Origin of the sequence: Pseudomonas sp. G5001, assembly GCF_013385475.1 — a bacterium.
GTDB lineage: Bacteria > Pseudomonadota > Gammaproteobacteria > Pseudomonadales > Pseudomonadaceae > Aquipseudomonas.
On record NZ_JACAPZ010000036.1, the window covers coordinates 1 to 18573 of the forward strand.

An 18573-nucleotide genomic window follows, 5' to 3' on the forward strand; every position below is an offset into this window, starting at 1 on the left:
CTGTAAGAGCGGAACCAATAGCGGCCATAACCGAAGAAACGGATATGTACCCCCACCCCCCTAAACCCCCCCACCCTCAAAAAAACATTTTGGTTATTAATAAATAGCTTCTTATTCCTTAACGAATATATACCCCGTGCCTATACTGACCCACAACGTTAAACGCTGCAGGAGGGCACACCCATGCACAGCGAGTCGATTCGTTATCTGATCGTGCCGGGCTGGCAAGGATCGCCAGAAGATCATTGGCAAAGTCATTGGCAGAACAGCCTGCCCAACAGCGCTCGTGTGGAGCAGGCCGACTGGCTCACCCCACGCCGCGAAGACTGGGTGGCAGCCCTGGCCGAAGCCATCGCCGCCGACAGCACCCCGGTGATTCTGATCGCCCACAGCCTGGGCTGCATCACCGTCGCCCATTGGGCGGCCACCGCACCGGTGCAGTTCCTGCGTCAGGTACGCGGCGCCCTGCTGGTGGCCCCGGCCGATGTCGAACGCCCTGCCTGCGCACCCGCCCTGCGTAACTTTGCGCCAATCCCCAGCCACCTGTTGCCCTTCCCAAGCCAGGTCGTCAGCTCCGACAACGACAGCGCCGTCAGCGCCACCCGCGCCCTGGAACTGGCACGTAACTGGGGCGCCGAAGCAGGAATTCTCGCGGGCGCCGGGCACATCAACGTGAAGTCCGGCCATCAACGCTGGGAACAGGGTTTCGCCTACCTCTATCGCCTGCAAAATCGCCTGGAACATCACTCCCGGCGCCGTGCATAAAATTTTTTAAACGCCCCTTCCCCTTCGTGGATGGGGCGGGAGCCTGCCATGAGCCTGCATGAAACCTTCGGTCAGCCCCTGCTGACCTTCCCCGACGCCGAAAAAAGCCCCCTGAGCATTCGTGCCAAGGCGCTGGTGTTTGTCGACCCGCGTTCGCGGCAACTGCGCGAAGACCTCGAAAACCTCGCCCCCCGTGCCTTGCCCGTGTTGATCCGCGGCGAAACCGGCAGCGGCAAGGAGTTGCTCGCCCGGCATATCCACCGTGGCAGCGACCGCACCGGCCTGTTTGTCTCGGTGAATTGCGGCGCCATCAGCCCGACATACGCCGACGCCGAACTGTTCGGCTACGCCGCAGGCAGCCACAGCGGCGCAGCCAGCAGCCGCGCCGGCTGGTTTGGCTCGGCCAACGGCGGCACGTTGTACCTGGATGAAATCGGCGACTTGCCGCTGCCAATCCAGGTCAAGCTGCTGGCGGCGCTGGAAAACCACGAAGTCACCCGCGTCGGCGCCCATCAGCCAAGCCCGGTGGATGTGCGGCTGGTGGCGGCCACCAGCATCGACCTCGCCCAGGCCGTGGCGGCCGGCAAGTTTCATGAGCGCCTGTTCCATTACCTCAGCGAAGGCCAACTGGAGCTGCCCGCACTGCGCGAGCGGGTGGGCGACATCCTGTCACTGGCCGAATATTTCCTCGGCATCTACAGCCAGCGCCTCGACCTGCCGGTGCCGCTGATCAGCGACGAAGCCCAGCGCGTGCTGGAGCATCACAGCTGGCCGGGCAACACCCGGGAGTTGGAGAACGTGATTCACTTTGCCTTGCTGGTCAGCAGTGGCGACGAGATTCTGCCTGAGCATCTGAACCTGCCCGTGGCGGGTTCACCTGTGGAGCAGGTGCGGCGAATTCTTGGCCACGCCAGCGCCGCCGAGGTTGAAGCCCTGAAAAGCTATCTGAAAGAACACGCTGTTTTGTAGGAGCCCGGCTTGCCGGCGATGGCGTCCTCAGGAGCATCGCAAGGCTCAAGACCGCCATCGCCGGCAAGACGGGCTCCTGCATGAGCAAAATGGAATATCAAAGTGAATAAAAAGTATTGTTCTGGAATAAAAAACCTCGGTATTGTCCGCTCCACGCCGCGATAGCACTTCGCTGGCATCCACTAAAAAAGCGGCCGTCCCAGACGACCCGGATTTTCGATAAGGACACTGCATGAAAAAGGTTCTGTTGTTTACCGCACTGGCGGCTGCCCTGACTGCAAGCTTCGCCCAGGCCAACGAGAAACTGGTGGTAGCCGCTACCCCGATCCCGCACGCCGAGATCCTTGAGCTGGTCAAGCCGACCCTGGCCAAAGAAGGCGTGGACCTGGAAATCAAAGTCTTCACCGACTACGTACAACCGAACGTACAGGTGGCCGAGAAGCGTCTGGACGCCAACTACTTCCAGACCCTGCCGTACCTGGAAAACTTCAACAAGGGTAAAGGCACCAACCTGGTCACCGTGGTCGGTGTGCACGTTGAACCCTTCGGCGGCTACTCGAAAAAAATCAAAAACATCTCTGAGCTCAAAGATGGCGCCACCGTGGCCATCCCGAACGAAGGCAGCAACTCCGGCCGTGCCCTGCTGCTGCTGCAAAAGGCTGGCGTGATCACTCTGAAAGACCCGACCAACGCCCTGGCCACGCCGAAAGACATCGCCAGCAACCCGAAAAACCTGAAATTCAAAGAGCTGGAATCGGCGCTGCTGCCACGCGTCCTGGACCAGGTTGACCTGGACCTGATCAACACCAACTACGCCCTGGAAGCCGGCCTGAACCCGGCCAAGGACGCGTTGATCATCGAAGACGCCAAGTCGCCGTACGTGAACTTCCTGGTTGCCCGCCCGGACAACAAGGACAGCGACGCGATCCAGAAGCTGGCCAAAGCCCTGACCAGCCCTGAAGTGAAAGCTTTCATCGAGAAGAAATACAACGGCGCGGTCGTGCCGGCGTTCTGATCGAACCCAAAAACCTCCTTCAAGGTTTAAACGCCGACGGCTTCTACAGCGTCGGCGTTTTTTATGGCTGGAACACAATCGAAATGTGGGAGCGGGCTTGCTCGCGAATGCGGTGGGTCAGCCAACACATCTGCTGACTGATACACCGCATTCGCGAGCAAGCCCGCTCCCACTTTTTGGGACTGTGTCTGCTCAGAGATTCCGGCTATTGATGGCCCTGCGCAGTGCCACCAGCCACTTCACCAGTTCCTGCGGATCAATCGGTTTTGCCTCGTTCATCGCTCACTCCCTCGCTGTTGGTTGGCCGTCAGTCTGGCCACGCGCTGCCTATCCCTGAAGTGCAGCTCCGATAAAAAGACCCTTCCTACTTCCCCGGGAACAGTAGCTGTCATCCATCTGCACCGCGAATCCGCAGGTTATCTATTTGGGTGATATCAATATGCTATTTCGGTATTTAAATTTTGCTTTTTATACCTTTAAAGTCGGCGCTACCCGGCGTTACCCACGCTGGACCGGACCGCACCAACGCCGCTTTACCCCTGCGGCGTCAGGGATTTCAGATGACCTTCGATTACGCATTTATCCTCAGCACGCTGCCAGCGTTTCTCAAGGCCGTGGGCGTTACCCTGCAAGTCGGCCTGATCGCCATTGGCACCTCCATGCTGGTGGCCTTGATCAACGCCGCGCTGCTGGTGTTTCGCACGCCCTACGTGTGGCGCCTGGTGGCGCTGTACGTGGAGTTGGCGCGCAACACACCGCTGCTGATCCAACTGTTTTTCGTCTATTTCGCGTTGCCGGCCCTGGGGCTGAATATCTCCGGGTTCTGGGCGGCAATCATCACCATGACCTTTCTCGGCGGCGCCTACCTCACGGAAGTGTTGCGCGCCGGTGTCGAGGCGGTGCCGCTGGCACAGATCGAATCGGGCAAGTCCATCGGGCTGTCCCACTGGCAACTGCTGCGCCATGTGATCCTGCCCCAGGCCGGGATCCTCAGCCTGCCGGCGCTGTTTGCGAACTTTATTTTCCTGCTCAAGGAAACCACGATCGTGTCGGCGGTGGCGGTGCCGGAGATTCTCTACACCACCAAAAGCTATATCGCCCTCTACTACAAAACCTACGAAATGCTCGCGGTGCTCACGTTGATCTGCGTGCTGTTATTCCTGCCGCTGTCGCTGCTGCTCAGCCGCCTTGAAAGGAGGCTCCAGCATGGCCAGTTCGGGTCTTGAATTACTCTGGGTGTCCTTGCCGCAACTGGGCAAGGGCGCGGCGCAAACCCTGTCGATCTCGTTCTTGAGCATCGCCTTCAGCACCGTCGGCGGCGTGGTGTATGGCGTGCTGCGCACGTTGAATTCGAAAGCGATCAACCTGGTGCTGCGGATTTACCTGGAGCTGTTCCGCGCCATTCCGGTGTTGGTGTGGTTGTACTTGCTGTTCTTCGGCCTGCCGATTTTCTTTGGCCTGAGCATTCCGAGCTTCTGGTGCGCCGTGCTGGTGTTGTCGCTGTGGGGTGCCAGTGAAGTCGGCGAAGTGGTGCGCGGTGCGTTGCATTCGTTGCCCCGTGGCCAGCGTGAAGCCGGCCTGTCGATTGGCCTGTCGGACCCGCAACTGTACGGTTACGTGCTGTTGCCCCAGGCCCTGAAACGCATGACCCCGCCGACCATCAACGTCTACACCCGCATCATCAAGACCAGCTCCCTGGCGGTGCTGATCGGTGTGGTGGACGTGATCAAGGTCGGCCAGCAAATCATCGAGCGCACCTACGAGTCGGTATTGATCTACGGCGCGCTGTTCCTGTTTTTCTTCTTTATCTGCTACCCGTTGTCGGCCGCCTCCAAGGTGCTGGAACGGCGCTGGGCCCAAGCATGAGCGCATTGATCGAGTTCCAGGGTTTCAACAAGTTTTTCGGCGACCAGCAGGTGCTCGACGGCATCGACCTGAGTGTGCAAAGCGGCGAAGTGGTGGTGATCCTCGGCCCCAGCGGTTGCGGCAAAAGCACCTTGCTGCGGTGCCTCAATGGCCTGGAAGTGGCCCACAGCGGTAGCCTGCGTTTTGCCGGCAAGGAGCTGCTGGACAAGGCCACCGACTGGCGCCAGGTGCGCCAGGACGTGGGCATGGTGTTCCAGAGTTATCACCTGTTCCCGCACATGAGCGTGCTCGACAACCTCCTGCTCGGCCCGCTGAAAGTGCAAAAACGCGAACCCCGCGAAGCCCGGGCCCAGGCTGAAAAACTGCTGGAACGGGTGGGCCTCTCCGACAAACGCGACGCCTACCCGCGCCAGCTGTCGGGCGGCCAGCAGCAACGCATCGCCATCGTCCGCTCGTTGTGCATGAACCCGCAGGTCATGCTGTTTGACGAAGTCACCGCCGCCCTCGACCCGGAGATGGTCAAGGAAGTACTGGAAGTGATCCAGGGCCTGGCCCGGGACGGCATGACGCTGCTGATCGTCACCCATGAAATGGCCTTCGCCCGCGCCGTCGCCGACCGCGTGGTGTTCATGGAGGCCGGCCGCATCCTCGAACAAAACACCCCCGAGGCATTCTTTACGAACCCGCAAACCGCACGCGCGCAGCAGTTCCTGGAGAAGTTCTCCTTCGTTTCAACACTGCCCAAAAGAACCAAGGAACTGGAGCTGTCATGAAAACTGCCAAGTTGTTATTCCCCCTGTTCGGCCTCGCTTTGCTGGCCGGCTGCAATAAGTCCGAAGAGCCCGCCAAGACGGCTACCGCTGCCACCCCGGCACCCGCTGCGGTGAGCTACATCGACAAGATCAAGGCGCGGGACAAGCTGATCGTCGGCGTATTCACCGACAAGCCGCCGTTTGGTTTCGTGGATGAGTCCGGCCGCTATGTCGGCTTCGATACCGACATCGGCCGCCGTTTCGCCAAGGACCTGCTGGGCGACGAGAACAAGGTTGAATTCGTCGCCGTAGAACCGGCGAGCCGCATTCCGTTCCTGCAAAGTGACAAGGTCGACCTGATCCTCGCCAACATGACGGTGACGCCGGAGCGCAAGGAAGCGGTGGACTTCACCAACCCGAACCTGAAAGTCGCGGTGCAGGCCCTGGTGCCGCAGGACAGCTCGGTGAAGAGCCTGGACGACCTGGCGACCCGCACCACCATCGTCACCACCGGCACCACCGCGGATATCTGGCTGACCAAGAACCACCCGGACTGGAAACTGCTGAAGTTCGAGAAAAACTCCGAGTCGCTGCAAGCGTTGTCGGCGGGCCGTGGTGATGCCTATGCCCAGGACAACCTAGTGTTGTTCAGCTGGGCCAAGCAGAACCCGGGCTATCGCGTGCTGGAGCAGAAACTGGGGGATGAAGCGCCGATTGCGCCGGCGGTGAAGAAGGGCAACATCGAATTGCGGGATTGGGTGAATGCCGAGCTGGCGAAGTTGGGCGAAGAGAAGTATTTGCTCAAGCTGTATGACCAGTATGTTCGCAAGGAACTGAGCGATGACACCAAGCCTGAGAGTGTGATTGTTGAAGGCGGGAAGTGGCAGGGTTGACCCGTCAATGATCGTTCCCACGCTCCGCGTGGGAATGCCGCCTTGGACGCTCCGCGTCTGCTGCTGGGACGCGGAGCGTCCCGTGATGCGTTCCCACGCAGAGCGTGGGAACGATCATCAGCTGGGCCAATGCCACGCCGGCTCATCCAGCACCCGCTGCCCCACCACCTGCGTCTGCCCCATCACCTTCTCCAGCACGATCGAATTACACCCTTCATCCTGCTGCAACGCCGCAATCAAGCGGCTGGCATGGGACACCACCCACACCTGACACTGCTGCGACACCTGAATGATCAGCCGCGCCAACGCCGGCAAAAGATCCGGGTGCAAGCTGGTTTCTGGTTCGTTCAATACCATCATCGTCGGTGGCCTCGGCGTCAGCAGCGCCGCCACCAGCAGCAAGTAGCGCAAGGTCCCGTCCGACAGCTCCGCCGCCGATAACGGCCGCAGCAATCCTTCCTGATAAAACTCGATGGCAAAGCGTCCGCCCTGCAACGGCTCGATATTCAACCGTGCGCCGGGAAACGCATCGCTGATCGCCCGCTGCAACGCCTCGGGGTCGCCGATCTCGCGGATGGTCTGCAACGCCGCCGCCAAGTCCCGCCCATCGTGATGCAGCACCGGCGTACGCGTGCCCAGTTGCGGCTGGCGCACCGGGGCGTCGACGTCGCTGCGAAAATGATCATAAAAGCGCCAGCCGCGAATGCTTTCGCGCAGCAGCAATACCTCCGGCGAACCCCGCAGGCTGCCGACCTGATCGAACAGGCTGTGGTAGTTCGGCGTGTGCTGGGCCAGTACATCCCAGGCGCGGCCATCGCGGGCACGTACCATCGGGCCGGAGCGCTGCACCAGCAGGCTCGCCGGGCGAAATACATGCCCGGCCCAGATGCATTCTTTCTTGATCTCCGGGTCCAGGGAAAAATAGGACAAGGTTTTCTCGGGCAACCCCAGGGAAATCGCATAGCTGAAATCCTCTGCGGCAAACCCCAAGCGCAAGCGCTTGGCGCCCTGGCGCACGATGGGCTCCACCGCCACTTCACCACTGAGCATGCGCCGGCTGATGCTTTCCGGCCCGGCCCAGAAGGTTGAATCCAGCCCACCCTCGCGGGCCAGTGCGTTGATCACGCCGCCCTGGGCCGTCTCCGCCAGCAGCCGCAGGGCGCGGTACAGGTTGGACTTGCCGCTGCCATTGGGGCCGGTAATCAGGTTCAACCGATCCAGCGGCACCACCAATTTGTTGATCGAGCGGTAATTGGCCACCGCGAGGGTCTTGAGCATGAGAAAAATTATCGGTTTGGGAACCCCTGGAGTATGGGATTCTCCATGCAGATAAGGAACCCTGTTCTAAGCTCACAGTCGCATAGACACTGGCACGTCGGCATCACGCAAAAGGAGCCTGCATGGGCGGTCACAAACTCACATTTATCCTCGGCCTTGGCCTGCTGGCGCTGCTGAGCGGTTGCGGCCAGGAAAAAGCCGAACCCAAGGAACATTCCCGGGTGTTTGTGCAGACGGTGAAGTCCACCGACTTTGCCGCCGCCGTGACCTTGACCGGCGATATCCAGGCCCGGGTGCAGACCGATCTGTCGTTCCGCGTCGGCGGCAAGATCATCCAGCGCATGGTGGATGTCGGCGACCGCGTCAGCGCCAAGCAGGTGCTGGCCAAGCTCGATCCGAAAGATTTGCAGACCAATGTCGACTCCGCCCAGGCCCAGGTGGTCGCCGAGCAGGCGCGGGTCAAACAGACCGCCGCCGCGTTTGTGCGCCAGGAAAAACTCTTGCCCAAGGGCTACACCAGCCGCAGCGAATACGACTCTGCCCAGGCCGCGTTGCGCAGCAGCCAGAGCGCGCTGACCGCGGCCCAGGCGCAGTTGGCCAATGCGCGCGAGCAGTTGGGCTACACCTCGCTGGTCGCCGACGCGCCGGGCATCATCACCGCCCGCCAGGCCGAGGTGGGCCAGGTGGTGCAGGCCACCGTGCCGATTTTCAGCCTGGCCCGGGATGGCGAGCGCGACGCGGTGTTCAACGTCTATGAATCGCTGCTGGTGGAGCCGCCGCCGGACAAACCGATTACCGTCAGCCTGCTGGAAAACCCGCAGATCACCGCCGTGGGCAAGGTGCGCGAAGTCACCCCGGCCGTTGCCGCCAATACCGGCACGGTGCAAGTCAAAATCGCCCTCGACGCGCTGCCCAAGGGCATGCAACTGGGCTCGGTGGTCAGCGCCACCGCCAACGGGCCGGCCAAGGCCAGCATCGAATTGCCGTGGGCTGCCTTGACCAAAGACATCAGTGCGCCGGCTGTCTGGCTGGTGGACGACGACGGCAAGGCGCAACTGCACAAGGTCACGGTCGCGCGTTATCTCACCGGCAAGGTGATCATCAGCGACGGCCTCAAGGGCGGCGAAAAAGTCGTGGTGGCCGGCGGGCAATTGCTGCACCCCGGCATGATCGTGGAAATCGCCCAGCCGCCGGATCAGGCCCAGGCCCAGGGAGTGCAGCCATGAAGCAGTTGACGTGTGTGCTCGCCGCCAGCCTGCTGTTGATGGCGTGTTCCAAGGAAGAACCGGCACCGGAACCGGTGCGCCCGGTGCTGTCGATTGAAGTGAAAGCCGAAGACCAGGAAAACCTCGGCCGCTTCGCCGGCACGATCCAGGCCCGCTACGAAAGCAATCTCGGTTTCCGTGTGCCAGGCCGTATCGCCCGGCGCGCGGTCGACGTGGGCGCTGAAGTGCAGCAGGGCGCGTTGTTGGCCGTGCTCGACCCCACCGATCAACAGAACCAGTTGCGCGCCGCCCAAGGCGACCTGGCCCGGGTCCAGGCACAGTGGATCAACGCCCAGGCCAATGCCCGTCGCCAGCAGGAACTGTTCAACCGTGGCGTCGGCGCCCAGGCCCAGCTGGACATCGCCCAGACCGACTTGAAAACCACCCAGGCTTCCCTGGATCAGGCCAGGGCCTCGGTCAACCAGGCCAAGGACCAGCTCAACTACGCCGAACTGCGCACCGACCATGCAGGCATCGTCACCGCCTGGAATGCCGAGGCCGGCCAGGTGGTCAGCGCCGGGCAGCAAGTGGTGACCCTGGCACGACCGGACATCAAGGAAGCCGTCATCGACTTGCCCGCCGGCCTCGCCGAGCGCCTGCCGCCGGATGTGGTGTTCCTGGTCGCCGGGCAGATGGACCCCACGGTCAGCACCACCGCCACCGTGCGCGAGATCGAACCCCAGGCCCAAAGCGCCACCCGCACCCGTCGCGCCCGCCTGACCCTGGCGGAAACACCGCCCGCGTTCCGCCTTGGCACCGCCATCAGCGTGACCCTGAGTTCAGCCATCGCGCCGCGTATCGAACTGCCCCTCAGCGCCTTGCAGGAAGCCGACGGGAAGACCCGCATCTGGGTCATCGACACCCAAAGCCAGACCGTACAGCCCCGTGACGTCAGCATCGTCAGCCGTGACGCCGACAGCGCCTTGCTCAACGCCGGCGTCAAACCCGGCGAGCGGGTGGTGAGTGCCGGCGTGAACAGCCTGAAGCCCGGGCAAAAAGTCAAAATCGACGAGGACAGCCCGCGATGAAAGGGAGCTTCAACTTATCCGACTGGGCCCTCAAGCATCAGTCCTTCGTCTGGTACCTGATGTTCGTCGCGCTGCTGATGGGCGTGTTCTCGTACATGAACCTCGGTCGCGAGGAAGACCCGTCGTTCACCATCAAGACCATGGTGATCCAGACCCGCTGGCCGGGCGCGACCCAGGAAGAGACCCTGAAGCAGGTCACCGACCGCATCGAGAAAAAACTCGAAGAGCTGGACTCCCTCGACTACGTGAAGAGCTACACCCGGCCCGGCGAGTCCACGGTGTTCGTGTTCCTGAGGGACACCACCAGCGCCAAGGACATCCCGCAGATCTGGTACCAGGTCCGCAAGAAGATCGACGATATTCGCGGCAGCTTCCCCCAAGGCTTGCAGGGGCCGGCGTTCAACGACGAGTTCGGGGATGTGTTCGGCTCCGTGTATGCGTTTACCGCTGACGGCCTGTCGATGCGCCAACTGCGCGATTACGTGGAGCAGGTGCGCGCCGAAATTCGTTCGGTACCGGGGCTGGGCAAGGTCGAGATGATCGGCCAGCAGGACGAAGTGATTTACCTGAATTTCTCCACCCGCAAACTCGCAGCGTTGGGGATCGATCAGCGCCAGGTGGTGCAGAGCCTGCAATCGCAGAACGCGGTGACGCCGGCTGGGGTGATCGAGGCCGGGCCGGAGCGGATTTCGGTGCGCACTTCCGGGCAGTTCGCCTCGGAGAAGGACCTGGCCAACGTCAACCTGCGGCTCAATGACCGTTTCTATCGGCTGGCCGACGTGGCGGAAATCACCCGTGGCTATGTCGACCCGTCGACGCCGATGTTCCGCTTCAACGGCAAACCCGCCATCGGCTTGGCCATCGCCATGCAGAAGGGCGGCAACATCCAGGACTTCGGCAAGGCCCTGCACAAACGCATGGACGACCTGACCGCCGACCTGCCGGTGGGTGTGGGCGTGCACAAGGTTTCCGACCAGGCCGAAGTGGTGGAGGAGGCCGTTGGCGGCTTTACCAGCGCGTTGTTCGAGGCGGTGATCATCGTGCTGGTGGTGAGCTTTATCAGCCTCGGCGTGCGTGCCGGGTTGGTGGTGGCGTGCTCGATCCCGCTGGTGCTGGCGCTGGTGTTCGTGTTCATGGAGTACAGCGGCATCACCATGCAGCGGGTGTCGCTGGGCGCGTTGATCATCGCCCTCGGCCTGTTGGTGGACGACGCGATGATCACCGTGGAGATGATGATCACGCGCCTGGAAAAAGGCGAGACCAAGGAGCAGGCGGCGACGTTCGCCTACACCTCCACCGCGTTCCCGATGTTGACCGGCACGCTGGTGACCGTCGCCGGGTTTGTGCCGATTGGCCTCAACGCCAGTTCGGCGGGGGAGTACACCTTCACGCTGTTCGCGGTGATTGCCGTGGCAATGCTGGTGTCGTGGGTGGTCGCGGTATTGTTCGCGCCGGTGCTCGGGGTGCATATCCTCAGCAGCAAGGTAAAACCCCACAATGCCGAGCCGGGCCGTGTGGGCCGGGCGTTCAATGGCGGCATGCTGTGGGCGATGCGTAACCGCTGGTGGGCCATTGGCATTACCGTGCTGCTGTTTGTAGCGTCGGTGTTTTCCATGCAGTTTGTGCAGAACCAGTTTTTCCCGTCCTCGGACCGTCCGGAAATTCTCGTCGACCTCAACCTGCCGCAAAACGCCTCGATCAACGAGACCCGCAAGGCCGTCGACCGTCTTGAGGCGATCATCAAGGACGACCCGGACATCGCCCGCTGGAGCACCTATATCGGCCAGGGCGCGATCCGTTTCTACCTACCGCTGGACCAGCAACTGGAGAACCCGTACTACGCGCAACTGGTGATCGTCAGCAAGGGCCTGGAAGAGCGCGGCGCCTTGATTGCGCGCCTGCAAAAACGCCTGCGGGAAGATTTTGTCGGCGTGGGCAGCTTCGTGCAGCCACTGGAAATGGGCCCGCCGGTGGGGCGTCCGATCCAGTACCGGGTGTCTGGCAAGGACATCGACCAGGTGCGCAAACACGCGATCGAACTGGCGACCATGCTCGATAAAAATACCCACATGGGCGAGATCATCTACGACTGGAACGAGCCGGGCAAAGTCCTGCGGGTGGACATCGCCCAGGACAAGGCGCGGCAACTGGGGCTGTCGTCGGAAGACGTTGCGCAGTTGATGAACAGCGTGGTCAGCGGTGCGTCGGTGACCCAGGTGCATGACGATATCTACCTGATCAACGTGGTCGGCCGCGCCGAAGATGCCGAACGCGGTACGCCGGAAACCTTGCAGAACCTGCAGATCGTCACGCCCAACGGCACCTCTATTCCGCTGCTGGCGTTCGCCACCGTGCGTTATGAGCTGGAACAGCCGTTGGTATGGCGTCGCGACCGCAAGCCGACCATCACCATCAAGGCGGCGGTGCGCGACGACATGCAGCCGACCGACCTGGTGAAACAGCTCAAGCCGGACATCGACAAGTTCAGTGCTGGGTTGCCGGTGGGCTACAAGGTCGCCACCGGCGGCACCGTGGAAGAAAGCGGCAAGGCCCAGGGCCCGATTGCCAAGGTAGTGCCGTTGATGCTGTTCCTGATGGCGACCTTCCTGATGATCCAGCTGCACAGCGTGCAGAAGATGTTCCTGGTGGCCAGCGTGGCGCCGCTGGGGCTGATTGGCGTGGTGTTGGCGCTGATTCCCACGGGCACGCCCATGGGCTTTGTGGCGATTCTGGGGATCCTTGCGCTGATCGGCATCATCATCCGTAACTCGGTGATCCTGGTGACGCAGATCGACGCCTACGAGCGCGACGGCTACACGCCGTGGGACGCGGTGGTGGAAGCTACCGAACACCGGCGCCGGCCGATCCTGCTGACCGCAGCAGCGGCCAGCCTGGGCATGATCCCTATCGCCCGTGAAGTGTTCTGGGGCCCGATGGCCTACGCGATGATCGGCGGGATCATCATCGCCACCTTGCTCACGCTGCTGTTCCTGCCGGCGCTGTACGTGGCCTGGTACAAGATTCGCGAGCCGAAGAAAGAACAAGCCTGACGGCCACAGCGGTGACATTCCTACACGGACGTGGGAATGTTCCCTGAAACATTTTTTTGCCCTTCGCACCCGATCAATTGTTTTACCCTCCGGGCCTGATCCTTTGCCAAGGCCTGCCCCATGCGTTGTTTCCTGCTGGTTTGTAGCTTGTTACTGTCGCCCGTGGCCCTTGCCGGCACGGTGCTGGAGAACGCCCTGTGGCGGGTTGAGATCGACCCGACGACCCTTGCGATCCACGTTTTCCCCAGCGACAAGACCGCCGTGCAGGCTTCAAGCGGAGGCCCTGCGCACAGGGTCAACCAGCTCTCCCAAAGCACCCGTCAGGCCAGTTGGCAATGGGACGATGGCGCCTATCGCCTGAGCGCCACCCTCGAGCAACGGGATCTTGCCCTGACGATTACCGCCCGTGATGCCGGTGAGTTGGCGATCCTGCGCCAACCCGCCAGCGCCATGGGCAAGGGCCTGATCTGGCCCCTGGCCGAAGGGCATTACGTGCCGGCGGGCAATGGTGTGTGGCAGGAATTCCTGCTGGAACAGGGCGACGTCAACACCACCCAGGACCTCAGCTTGCCGCTGTGGGGCGTGGATCACGGCGCGTTTACCCTCAACTGGCTGATGACCAATCCTTACAACAACCGTCTGCACTGGCAGGCCGACGGCAAAGGACTGGCGTTGTCCGCCTTCCATGAATTCACCACGCTGGACCCCGCGGCACCGATGACCGTTCTGTTGCACCTGGGCGAAAGCGACCCGCTGGCCGGCGCCAAGCGTTATCACCAGTGGCTGGTGGAGCAGGGGCTGTTTGAACCGTTGGCGGACAAGTTGCGGCAAACCCCGGAAGCGGAAAAGCTGCTGGGCGCCAGCCATATCTACCTGTGGGGCAATGATCTGCTGGCTCCGGGGGATGTGCGCGACTGGCCGCAACTGCTCAAGCTGCTACGCAGCGGGAAAGGCTTGGCGGCTGAATTGAATGGCTTGCTGGACAAAGAGGCTGCGCAGGTTCGGCAGGTCAAGCAACCGTATGAGCAGGCTGTCCTGCTGCGCGGCCTGAACGCGGCGATCAACACAAAGGCCCGGCAAAGCTGGCAGCCCTCCACCGAGCCGAATATGACCCAACTCGCTGACGGTTATGGTGCGCTGCGTCGTGAGTTGGCCGTGGCTTTTGCCGGTGCATTGAGCGCAACGCCCGAGACCTGGGGCAATACCTTGTCGGTCACCAATGCATTGAAAGGCGCTGGCCTCAAACGCTTGTTGGTGACCCAGGGCGAAGGCTGGGAAGGCGGGCTCTGGCATCCTGAGGCGGTGAAGACCGGGGTCGAAGCCGGTTACCTGATGGCGCCCTACGACTCTTATGAAACGGCACTGTCTGCCACTGAAAATCCCGACTGGACCACCGCGCACCTGGGCAGCAAGGCCTATGGCGAGTGCGCGATCGTGTTGAAGGGCGGCCAGCTCAAGACAGGCTTCCAGAAGTCCGGCCACTACACCGACCCGCGCTGCGTGCGGCCGTTGCTGGAGGCGCGGATCAAGGCGGTGCAGGCCAAGTCCGGGTTCAACGCCTGGTTCCTCGACGCCTATGCCACCAGCATGTTGTTCGACAGCTATCGCACGGGTGCGAGCATGACCCAGGCACAAAATGCCGAAGGCAATATCGATGCGGCCCGCTGGATCAATACGGCGCTGAAGTTGCCGGCAGGTTCCGAGGACGGCAACGCGATCACCGCCCGAGGCATCCTGTTTGCCCACGGCATGCAAACGCCGGTGCTGGGCTGGGGTGATCGGGAGATGACCAAGGACAAGCAGTCGCCGTATTACGTCGGGGCTTGGTACCCGCCGGAACAGCCGGCGGTGTTCTTCAAGTCGGTGCCGTTGAAAGAGCCGTTTCGCACGGTCTACTTTGACCCGACGATGCGCCTGCCGCTGTATCAGGCGGTGTTCCATGGCTCGGTGATCACCACCCACCATTGGCTGTTCGACAGCCTGAAACTGAGCAACGTGCGGGCCGAAAGCGAGCTGACGCAACTGCTCTACAACGTGCCGCCGCTGTATCACCTGAGTGCGGCGACGGTGAAGCAGCGCTTGCCGGTGATTCAGCGCCAGGACGCGTTCTTCCGGCCGCTGCATGAGCGGTTGGCGACTCAGGCCATGACGGATTTTCGCTGGCTGACCGAAGATAAACAGGTACAGCAGACCACGTTTGCCGACGGGACGCGGTTGGTGGCGAATTTTGCTGAGGGGCGTATAACGGCTTTTGTGCCTGGCGCGCAGGCTGTGGTGTATCAGGTGGATGAGTGGCGGCTGTGAGTCCTTCGCGAGCAAGCCCGCTCCCACAGGGGAATGCATTCCAAAATGTGGGAGCGGGCTTGCTCGCGAAGGCGTAAGCCCAAAACAACAAAGACCTACAGCTTGCGCCACACACTCGCCAGCCACGGCTGTTGTTCCCGAGGCAATCCCGCTGGCCGGTAGTAATGCTCCAGCTCCACAAACCCCGCAGCCGTCAGCAATTCCTGCCACGCCTGCAAGTCGTGATACGAGCCATACCGCGGCCCATTCCAGCCCTCCTGGTTTTCACCTCGAGGGTTTGAGCTGAACAACACTCCACCGACCTTCAACGCCCCATGCAACTGCCCAAGAATGCGCGGCAGTTCCTGCTTGGGAATATGAAACAGCACCGCATTGGCGAAGATCCCGTCGAAACGGCCGGCCGGCAAATCCAGCTTCAGGAAGTCCTGTTGCAGCACTTCACAGCCGCTGTCTTCCCGGGCCATCTGTGCAAAGCGCTCCGAACCATCGAGCCCCACCGCGATGTGGCCCATGCGGGTAAACGTCTGCAAATCCCGCCCCGGCCCGCAGCCGAAGTCCAGCACGGTAAACGGTGCGTCGCCCTGGATATGCCGCAGCAACGCATCAATGTTCTGGCTCACATCGTGATCGCGGGTGCCTTCACGAAAATCCTCGGCCACTTTGTTGTAGTGGCCAAGGGTGGTGGAGGTGATCTGGTCGAGGTCGTCGGGGGCGAGTTTCATGGCAGGTTATACCGGGCGCTGAGATGGCCCGACTATACCTCACCTCTTGTTCAGAACCCTGGCCAACCGATCGCCGCCCAACTGAATCACGGCTACCAGGATCACCAGCAGCACAATCACGGTGAGCATGATCTGCGTGTCAAAACGCTGATAGCCATAGCGATAGGCAATATCCCCCAGCCCACCGGCGCCAATTGCCCCGGCCATGGCCGAGGAGTTGATCATCGTCACCAGGGTAATCGTGAACCCGCCGACAATCCCCGGCAGCGCCTCCGGCAGCAGCACATGCCAGACGATATGCCAGCGCCGGCAACCCATGGCCTGAGCCGCCTCGATCAAGCCGTGGTCGACTTCGCGCAAGCTGACTTCGGCGATCCGCGCAAAGAACGGCGTGGCCGCGATGGTCAACGGCACCACCGCCGCCCACACGCCATAGGTGGTGCCGACGATCAACCGGGTGAACGGAATCAGCGCCACCATCAAAATCAAAAACGGGATCGAGCGGAACAGGTTAACGAACGCCCCCAGCACCCGATTCAAGGCAGGCGCCTGATAGATGCCGCCCTTGTCGCTGGTCACCAGGAACACCGCCAGCGGAATCCCCACCAGCAATGCAATCAACGACGACACTCCGACCATCAACAGTGTGTCGATGGCGCCCTGCAATAAACGATCAAACCACATAGCCCAGCACCTCCACCTGTTGTGCCCAGCGCCCGGCGCGGCTGCGCAGTTCTTCGGCGGTCAGGGACGAGCCGCTCACCGCCAGCAGCAATTGCCCCAAGGCGTGGCCCTGGATGCGTTCCACACCGCCTTGCAGCAAGCGCACGCGCCCGCCGAGGGCGCTGAACAACGCAGCAAGATCGGGTTCGTCTTCGGCACTGCCAGTCAGTTGCAAGCGCAGCACCACGGCGGCGTCCTTTGAGGTCGGATTGGCCTGCAGGCGGCTTTGCAACTCTTCAGGCAGGCCATGTTGCAGCGGCGCCAGCAGGGTTTTACTGACCTCATGCTGCGGGTTGCCGAACACTTCCCACACCGGACCTTGCTCGACCACATGGCCGTGTTCCAGCACCACCACGCGGTCGCAGATTTCGCGAATCACGGCCATTTCGTGGGTGATCAGCACGATGGTCAGGCCCAGGCGTTTGTTGATCTCCCGCAGCAGGCCGAGGATGGATTGCGTGGTCTCAGGGTCGAGCGCCGAAGTGGCTTCGTCGCACAACAGAATCTGTGGGTCATGCACCAGTGAGCGGGCGATGCCCACCCGCTGTTTCTGCCCGCCGGACAGCTGCGCCGGGTAAGCCTTGTGCTTATCCTGCAAACCGACCAATTCCAGCAGTTCACGCACCTTCTTCTCGCGCTGCTCCTTGGGCACGCCTGCGACTTTCAACGGCAGTTCGACGTTCTGCCACACGGTCTTGGCCGACATCAGGTTGAAGTGCTGGAAGATCATGCCGATGCGTCGGCGCAGGGCGACCAGGCGGTCTTCGTCGAAGTCGCCGATGTCCACCTGGTCAATCAATACCCGGCCGCTGCTCGGTTGTTCCAGGCGGTTGATGGTGCGGATCAGCGACGACTTGCCGGCGCCGCTGCGGCCGATGATGCCGAAGACTTCGCCGCGCTGGATCGCCAGGTCGATGCCTTGCAGGGCGGGCACGGATTGGCCGTCATAGGTCTTGCCCAGGTTGATAAAGCGCACGTGCGCGCGGTTCAGGTCCGGGTGCAGTTCTGTCTGCTCGGCGTCCCTGGGCGGCAAGCCCAGGTCGCGCAGTTGAGAGTGGGCGGCGGTCATTTTTTATCTTCCCAGCCGACTTGGTAGAGCTTGCCAAGGGATTTATCCAACGCGGCGCGCACCACCGGCGAGTGCTGGTAGATGTCGACGAACTTGATCACCCGCGGGTCGGTTTTGCTCTTGGGCTGGACCACGAACTGGATCACGTATTCCGGGTGGTCGAGGCCGTCGAACAGCAGCGCCGACTCGGCATCGAAGGTCTTGGACAGGCGGATATACGCCGGGTAGCCCTGCACCAGGTCGGCGTCGTCATAAGCGCGCACCAGTTGCACCGCCTCCACTTGCAGAATCTTGATCTTCTTCGGGTTGGTGACGATGTCTTCTTCAGTGGCCTTGTAGCCCACGCCCGGCTTGAGCGTGATCAAGCCGGCCTTGGCCAGCAGTTGCAAGCCGCGACCACTGTTGATCGGGTCGTTGGCAATCGCCACGCTGGCGCCCTGGGGCAGGTCGTTGATGCTCTTGTACTTCTTCGAATACAGCCCGACGTTGTTGATGATGCCCGGCGCGTACGGCACCAGGTCAAAGCCTGCAGCGGCCTTGGCGTTTTCCAAAAACGGGATGTGCTGGAAGTAGTTCACGTCGATATCGCCGGCTGCCAGGCTGACGTTGGGTGCGATCCAGTCGGTGAATTCCACCAGTTCGACTTTCAAACCCTGTTTGCCGGCCTCTTCGACGGCGGCCTCCAGTGGAATGGCGAAGGCGGCGGTGGTGCCGACTTTCAACGGTGCGTCAGCGGCGAATACCGCCGAGCTGAACAATCCGAGGGCGAGCGCCAGTGCTTTGACTGGGTGGCTGAGCAATGTTTTTTTCATAGTGGATTTCCAGTCATAAGGTGTGAGTGCAAACAACTCGGTCAACTGTGGGAGCGGGCTTG

At 61.8% G+C, this 18573-nt stretch carries 16 protein-coding genes; 11 read left to right on the plus strand and 5 right to left on the minus strand.

Annotated features, from left to right (window positions below; genetic code table 11):
- Nucleotides 1-183 precede the first annotated feature (183 nt).
- The 7 genes from HX805_RS26025 to HX805_RS26055 all read left to right on the plus strand — a co-directional run bounded on the left by HX805_RS26025 (nt 184) and on the right by HX805_RS26055 (nt 6260).
- Nucleotides 184-765, plus strand: coding sequence for an alpha/beta hydrolase (locus HX805_RS26025; protein ID WP_003211820.1), 582 nt, complete (start codon nt 184-186; stop codon nt 763-765).
- A 48-nt stretch (nt 766-813) separates the two neighbouring features.
- Nucleotides 814-1734: a sigma 54-interacting transcriptional regulator gene (locus HX805_RS26030; protein WP_003211821.1), complete on the plus strand. Its 921-nt coding sequence runs from the start codon at nt 814-816 to the stop codon at nt 1732-1734.
- 232 nt (nt 1735-1966) lie between these two features.
- The gene (locus HX805_RS26035; protein ID WP_063033612.1) at nt 1967-2749 is read left to right on the plus strand and encodes a MetQ/NlpA family ABC transporter substrate-binding protein; all 783 of its coding nucleotides are present in this window, start codon (nt 1967-1969) and stop codon (nt 2747-2749) included.
- A gap of 560 nt (nt 2750-3309) precedes the next feature.
- On the plus strand, nt 3310-3975 hold the full coding sequence (locus tag HX805_RS26040; protein WP_003211825.1) for an amino acid ABC transporter permease: 666 nt from the start codon (nt 3310-3312) through the stop codon (nt 3973-3975).
- Entirely contained in the window at nt 3956-4615 is a 660-nt protein-coding gene (locus tag HX805_RS26045) for an amino acid ABC transporter permease (RefSeq protein WP_008435829.1), read from the plus strand. Before HX805_RS26040 ends, HX805_RS26045 begins: the two co-directional genes overlap by 20 nt.
- Complete coding sequence (locus HX805_RS26050) at nt 4612-5388, plus strand: amino acid ABC transporter ATP-binding protein (RefSeq protein WP_003211829.1); 777 nt, start codon at nt 4612-4614, stop codon at nt 5386-5388. Before HX805_RS26045 ends, HX805_RS26050 begins: the two co-directional genes overlap by 4 nt.
- Complete coding sequence (locus HX805_RS26055; RefSeq protein ID WP_177117429.1) at nt 5385-6260, plus strand: transporter substrate-binding domain-containing protein; 876 nt, start codon at nt 5385-5387, stop codon at nt 6258-6260. The genes HX805_RS26050 and HX805_RS26055 overlap by 4 nt, the downstream gene beginning before the upstream one ends.
- Before the next feature lie 117 nt (nt 6261-6377).
- On the opposite strand, the gene HX805_RS26060 is transcribed toward HX805_RS26055, so the two are convergent.
- On the minus strand, nt 6378-7538 hold the full coding sequence (locus HX805_RS26060; protein ID WP_177028464.1) for an AAA family ATPase: 1161 nt from the start codon (nt 7536-7538) through the stop codon (nt 6378-6380).
- Between the two features lie 122 nt (nt 7539-7660).
- Between HX805_RS26060 and HX805_RS26065 the strand changes: the two genes are divergently transcribed.
- The 4 genes from HX805_RS26065 (at nt 7661) to HX805_RS26080 (ending at nt 15185) form a co-directional block, all read left to right on the plus strand.
- Nucleotides 7661-8764: an efflux RND transporter periplasmic adaptor subunit gene (locus tag HX805_RS26065; protein WP_177028465.1), complete on the plus strand. Its 1104-nt coding sequence runs from the start codon at nt 7661-7663 to the stop codon at nt 8762-8764.
- Nucleotides 8761-9831, plus strand: coding sequence for an efflux RND transporter periplasmic adaptor subunit (locus HX805_RS26070; protein ID WP_003211833.1), 1071 nt, complete (start codon nt 8761-8763; stop codon nt 9829-9831). Before HX805_RS26065 ends, HX805_RS26070 begins: the two co-directional genes overlap by 4 nt.
- Nucleotides 9828-12881 (plus strand): efflux RND transporter permease subunit, encoded by a 3054-nt coding sequence (locus tag HX805_RS26075; RefSeq protein ID WP_087692737.1) that lies wholly within the window; start codon nt 9828-9830, stop codon nt 12879-12881. Before HX805_RS26070 ends, HX805_RS26075 begins: the two co-directional genes overlap by 4 nt.
- 120 nt (nt 12882-13001) lie before the next feature.
- The gene (locus HX805_RS26080) at nt 13002-15185 is read left to right on the plus strand and encodes a glycoside hydrolase (RefSeq protein WP_177117430.1); all 2184 of its coding nucleotides are present in this window, start codon (nt 13002-13004) and stop codon (nt 15183-15185) included.
- 95 nt (nt 15186-15280) lie between these two features.
- On the opposite strand, the gene HX805_RS26085 is transcribed toward HX805_RS26080, so the two are convergent.
- From HX805_RS26085 to HX805_RS26100, 4 genes are read right to left on the minus strand one after another with little or no spacing between them, the layout of a single operon-like run.
- On the minus strand, nt 15281-15907 hold the full coding sequence (locus tag HX805_RS26085) for a bifunctional 2-polyprenyl-6-hydroxyphenol methylase/3-demethylubiquinol 3-O-methyltransferase UbiG (RefSeq protein WP_177021017.1): 627 nt from the start codon (nt 15905-15907) through the stop codon (nt 15281-15283).
- A gap of 39 nt (nt 15908-15946) precedes the next feature.
- Nucleotides 15947-16591, minus strand: coding sequence for a methionine ABC transporter permease (locus tag HX805_RS26090; RefSeq protein WP_003211840.1), 645 nt, complete (start codon nt 16589-16591; stop codon nt 15947-15949).
- Nucleotides 16581-17699 carry a methionine ABC transporter ATP-binding protein gene (locus HX805_RS26095; RefSeq protein WP_003211842.1) on the minus strand — a complete coding sequence of 373 codons (1119 nt, stop codon included), beginning with the start codon at nt 17697-17699 and terminating at the stop codon, nt 16581-16583. The genes HX805_RS26090 and HX805_RS26095 overlap by 11 nt, the downstream gene beginning before the upstream one ends.
- Nucleotides 17696-18511, minus strand: coding sequence for a MetQ/NlpA family ABC transporter substrate-binding protein (locus HX805_RS26100; protein ID WP_003211844.1), 816 nt, complete (start codon nt 18509-18511; stop codon nt 17696-17698). The genes HX805_RS26095 and HX805_RS26100 overlap by 4 nt, the downstream gene beginning before the upstream one ends.
- Nucleotides 18512-18573: the final 62 nt, after the last annotated feature.

What these genes read in the sequence shown, in the direction of transcription:
- HX805_RS26025 (WP_003211820.1), top strand. Translation starts at nt 184, where the DNA reads ATGCACAGCGAGTCGATTCGTTATCTGATCGTGCCGGGCTGGCAAGGA.
- HX805_RS26030 (WP_003211821.1), top strand. Translation starts at nt 814, where the DNA reads ATGAGCCTGCATGAAACCTTCGGTCAGCCCCTGCTGACCTTCCCCGAC.
- HX805_RS26035 (WP_063033612.1), top strand. Translation starts at nt 1,967, where the DNA reads ATGAAAAAGGTTCTGTTGTTTACCGCACTGGCGGCTGCCCTGACTGCA.
- HX805_RS26040 (WP_003211825.1), top strand. Translation starts at nt 3,310, where the DNA reads ATGACCTTCGATTACGCATTTATCCTCAGCACGCTGCCAGCGTTTCTC.
- HX805_RS26045 (WP_008435829.1), top strand. Translation starts at nt 3,956, where the DNA reads ATGGCCAGTTCGGGTCTTGAATTACTCTGGGTGTCCTTGCCGCAACTG.
- HX805_RS26050 (WP_003211829.1), top strand. Translation starts at nt 4,612, where the DNA reads ATGAGCGCATTGATCGAGTTCCAGGGTTTCAACAAGTTTTTCGGCGAC.
- HX805_RS26055 (WP_177117429.1), top strand. Translation starts at nt 5,385, where the DNA reads ATGAAAACTGCCAAGTTGTTATTCCCCCTGTTCGGCCTCGCTTTGCTG.
- HX805_RS26060 (WP_177028464.1), bottom strand. Translation starts at nt 7,538, where the DNA reads ATGCTCAAGACCCTCGCGGTGGCCAATTACCGCTCGATCAACAAATTG.
- HX805_RS26065 (WP_177028465.1), top strand. Translation starts at nt 7,661, where the DNA reads ATGGGCGGTCACAAACTCACATTTATCCTCGGCCTTGGCCTGCTGGCG.
- HX805_RS26070 (WP_003211833.1), top strand. Translation starts at nt 8,761, where the DNA reads ATGAAGCAGTTGACGTGTGTGCTCGCCGCCAGCCTGCTGTTGATGGCG.
- HX805_RS26075 (WP_087692737.1), top strand. Translation starts at nt 9,828, where the DNA reads ATGAAAGGGAGCTTCAACTTATCCGACTGGGCCCTCAAGCATCAGTCC.
- HX805_RS26080 (WP_177117430.1), top strand. Translation starts at nt 13,002, where the DNA reads ATGCGTTGTTTCCTGCTGGTTTGTAGCTTGTTACTGTCGCCCGTGGCC.
- HX805_RS26085 (WP_177021017.1), bottom strand. Translation starts at nt 15,907, where the DNA reads ATGAAACTCGCCCCCGACGACCTCGACCAGATCACCTCCACCACCCTT.
- HX805_RS26090 (WP_003211840.1), bottom strand. Translation starts at nt 16,591, where the DNA reads ATGTGGTTTGATCGTTTATTGCAGGGCGCCATCGACACACTGTTGATG.
- HX805_RS26095 (WP_003211842.1), bottom strand. Translation starts at nt 17,699, where the DNA reads ATGACCGCCGCCCACTCTCAACTGCGCGACCTGGGCTTGCCGCCCAGG.
- HX805_RS26100 (WP_003211844.1), bottom strand. Translation starts at nt 18,511, where the DNA reads ATGAAAAAAACATTGCTCAGCCACCCAGTCAAAGCACTGGCGCTCGCC.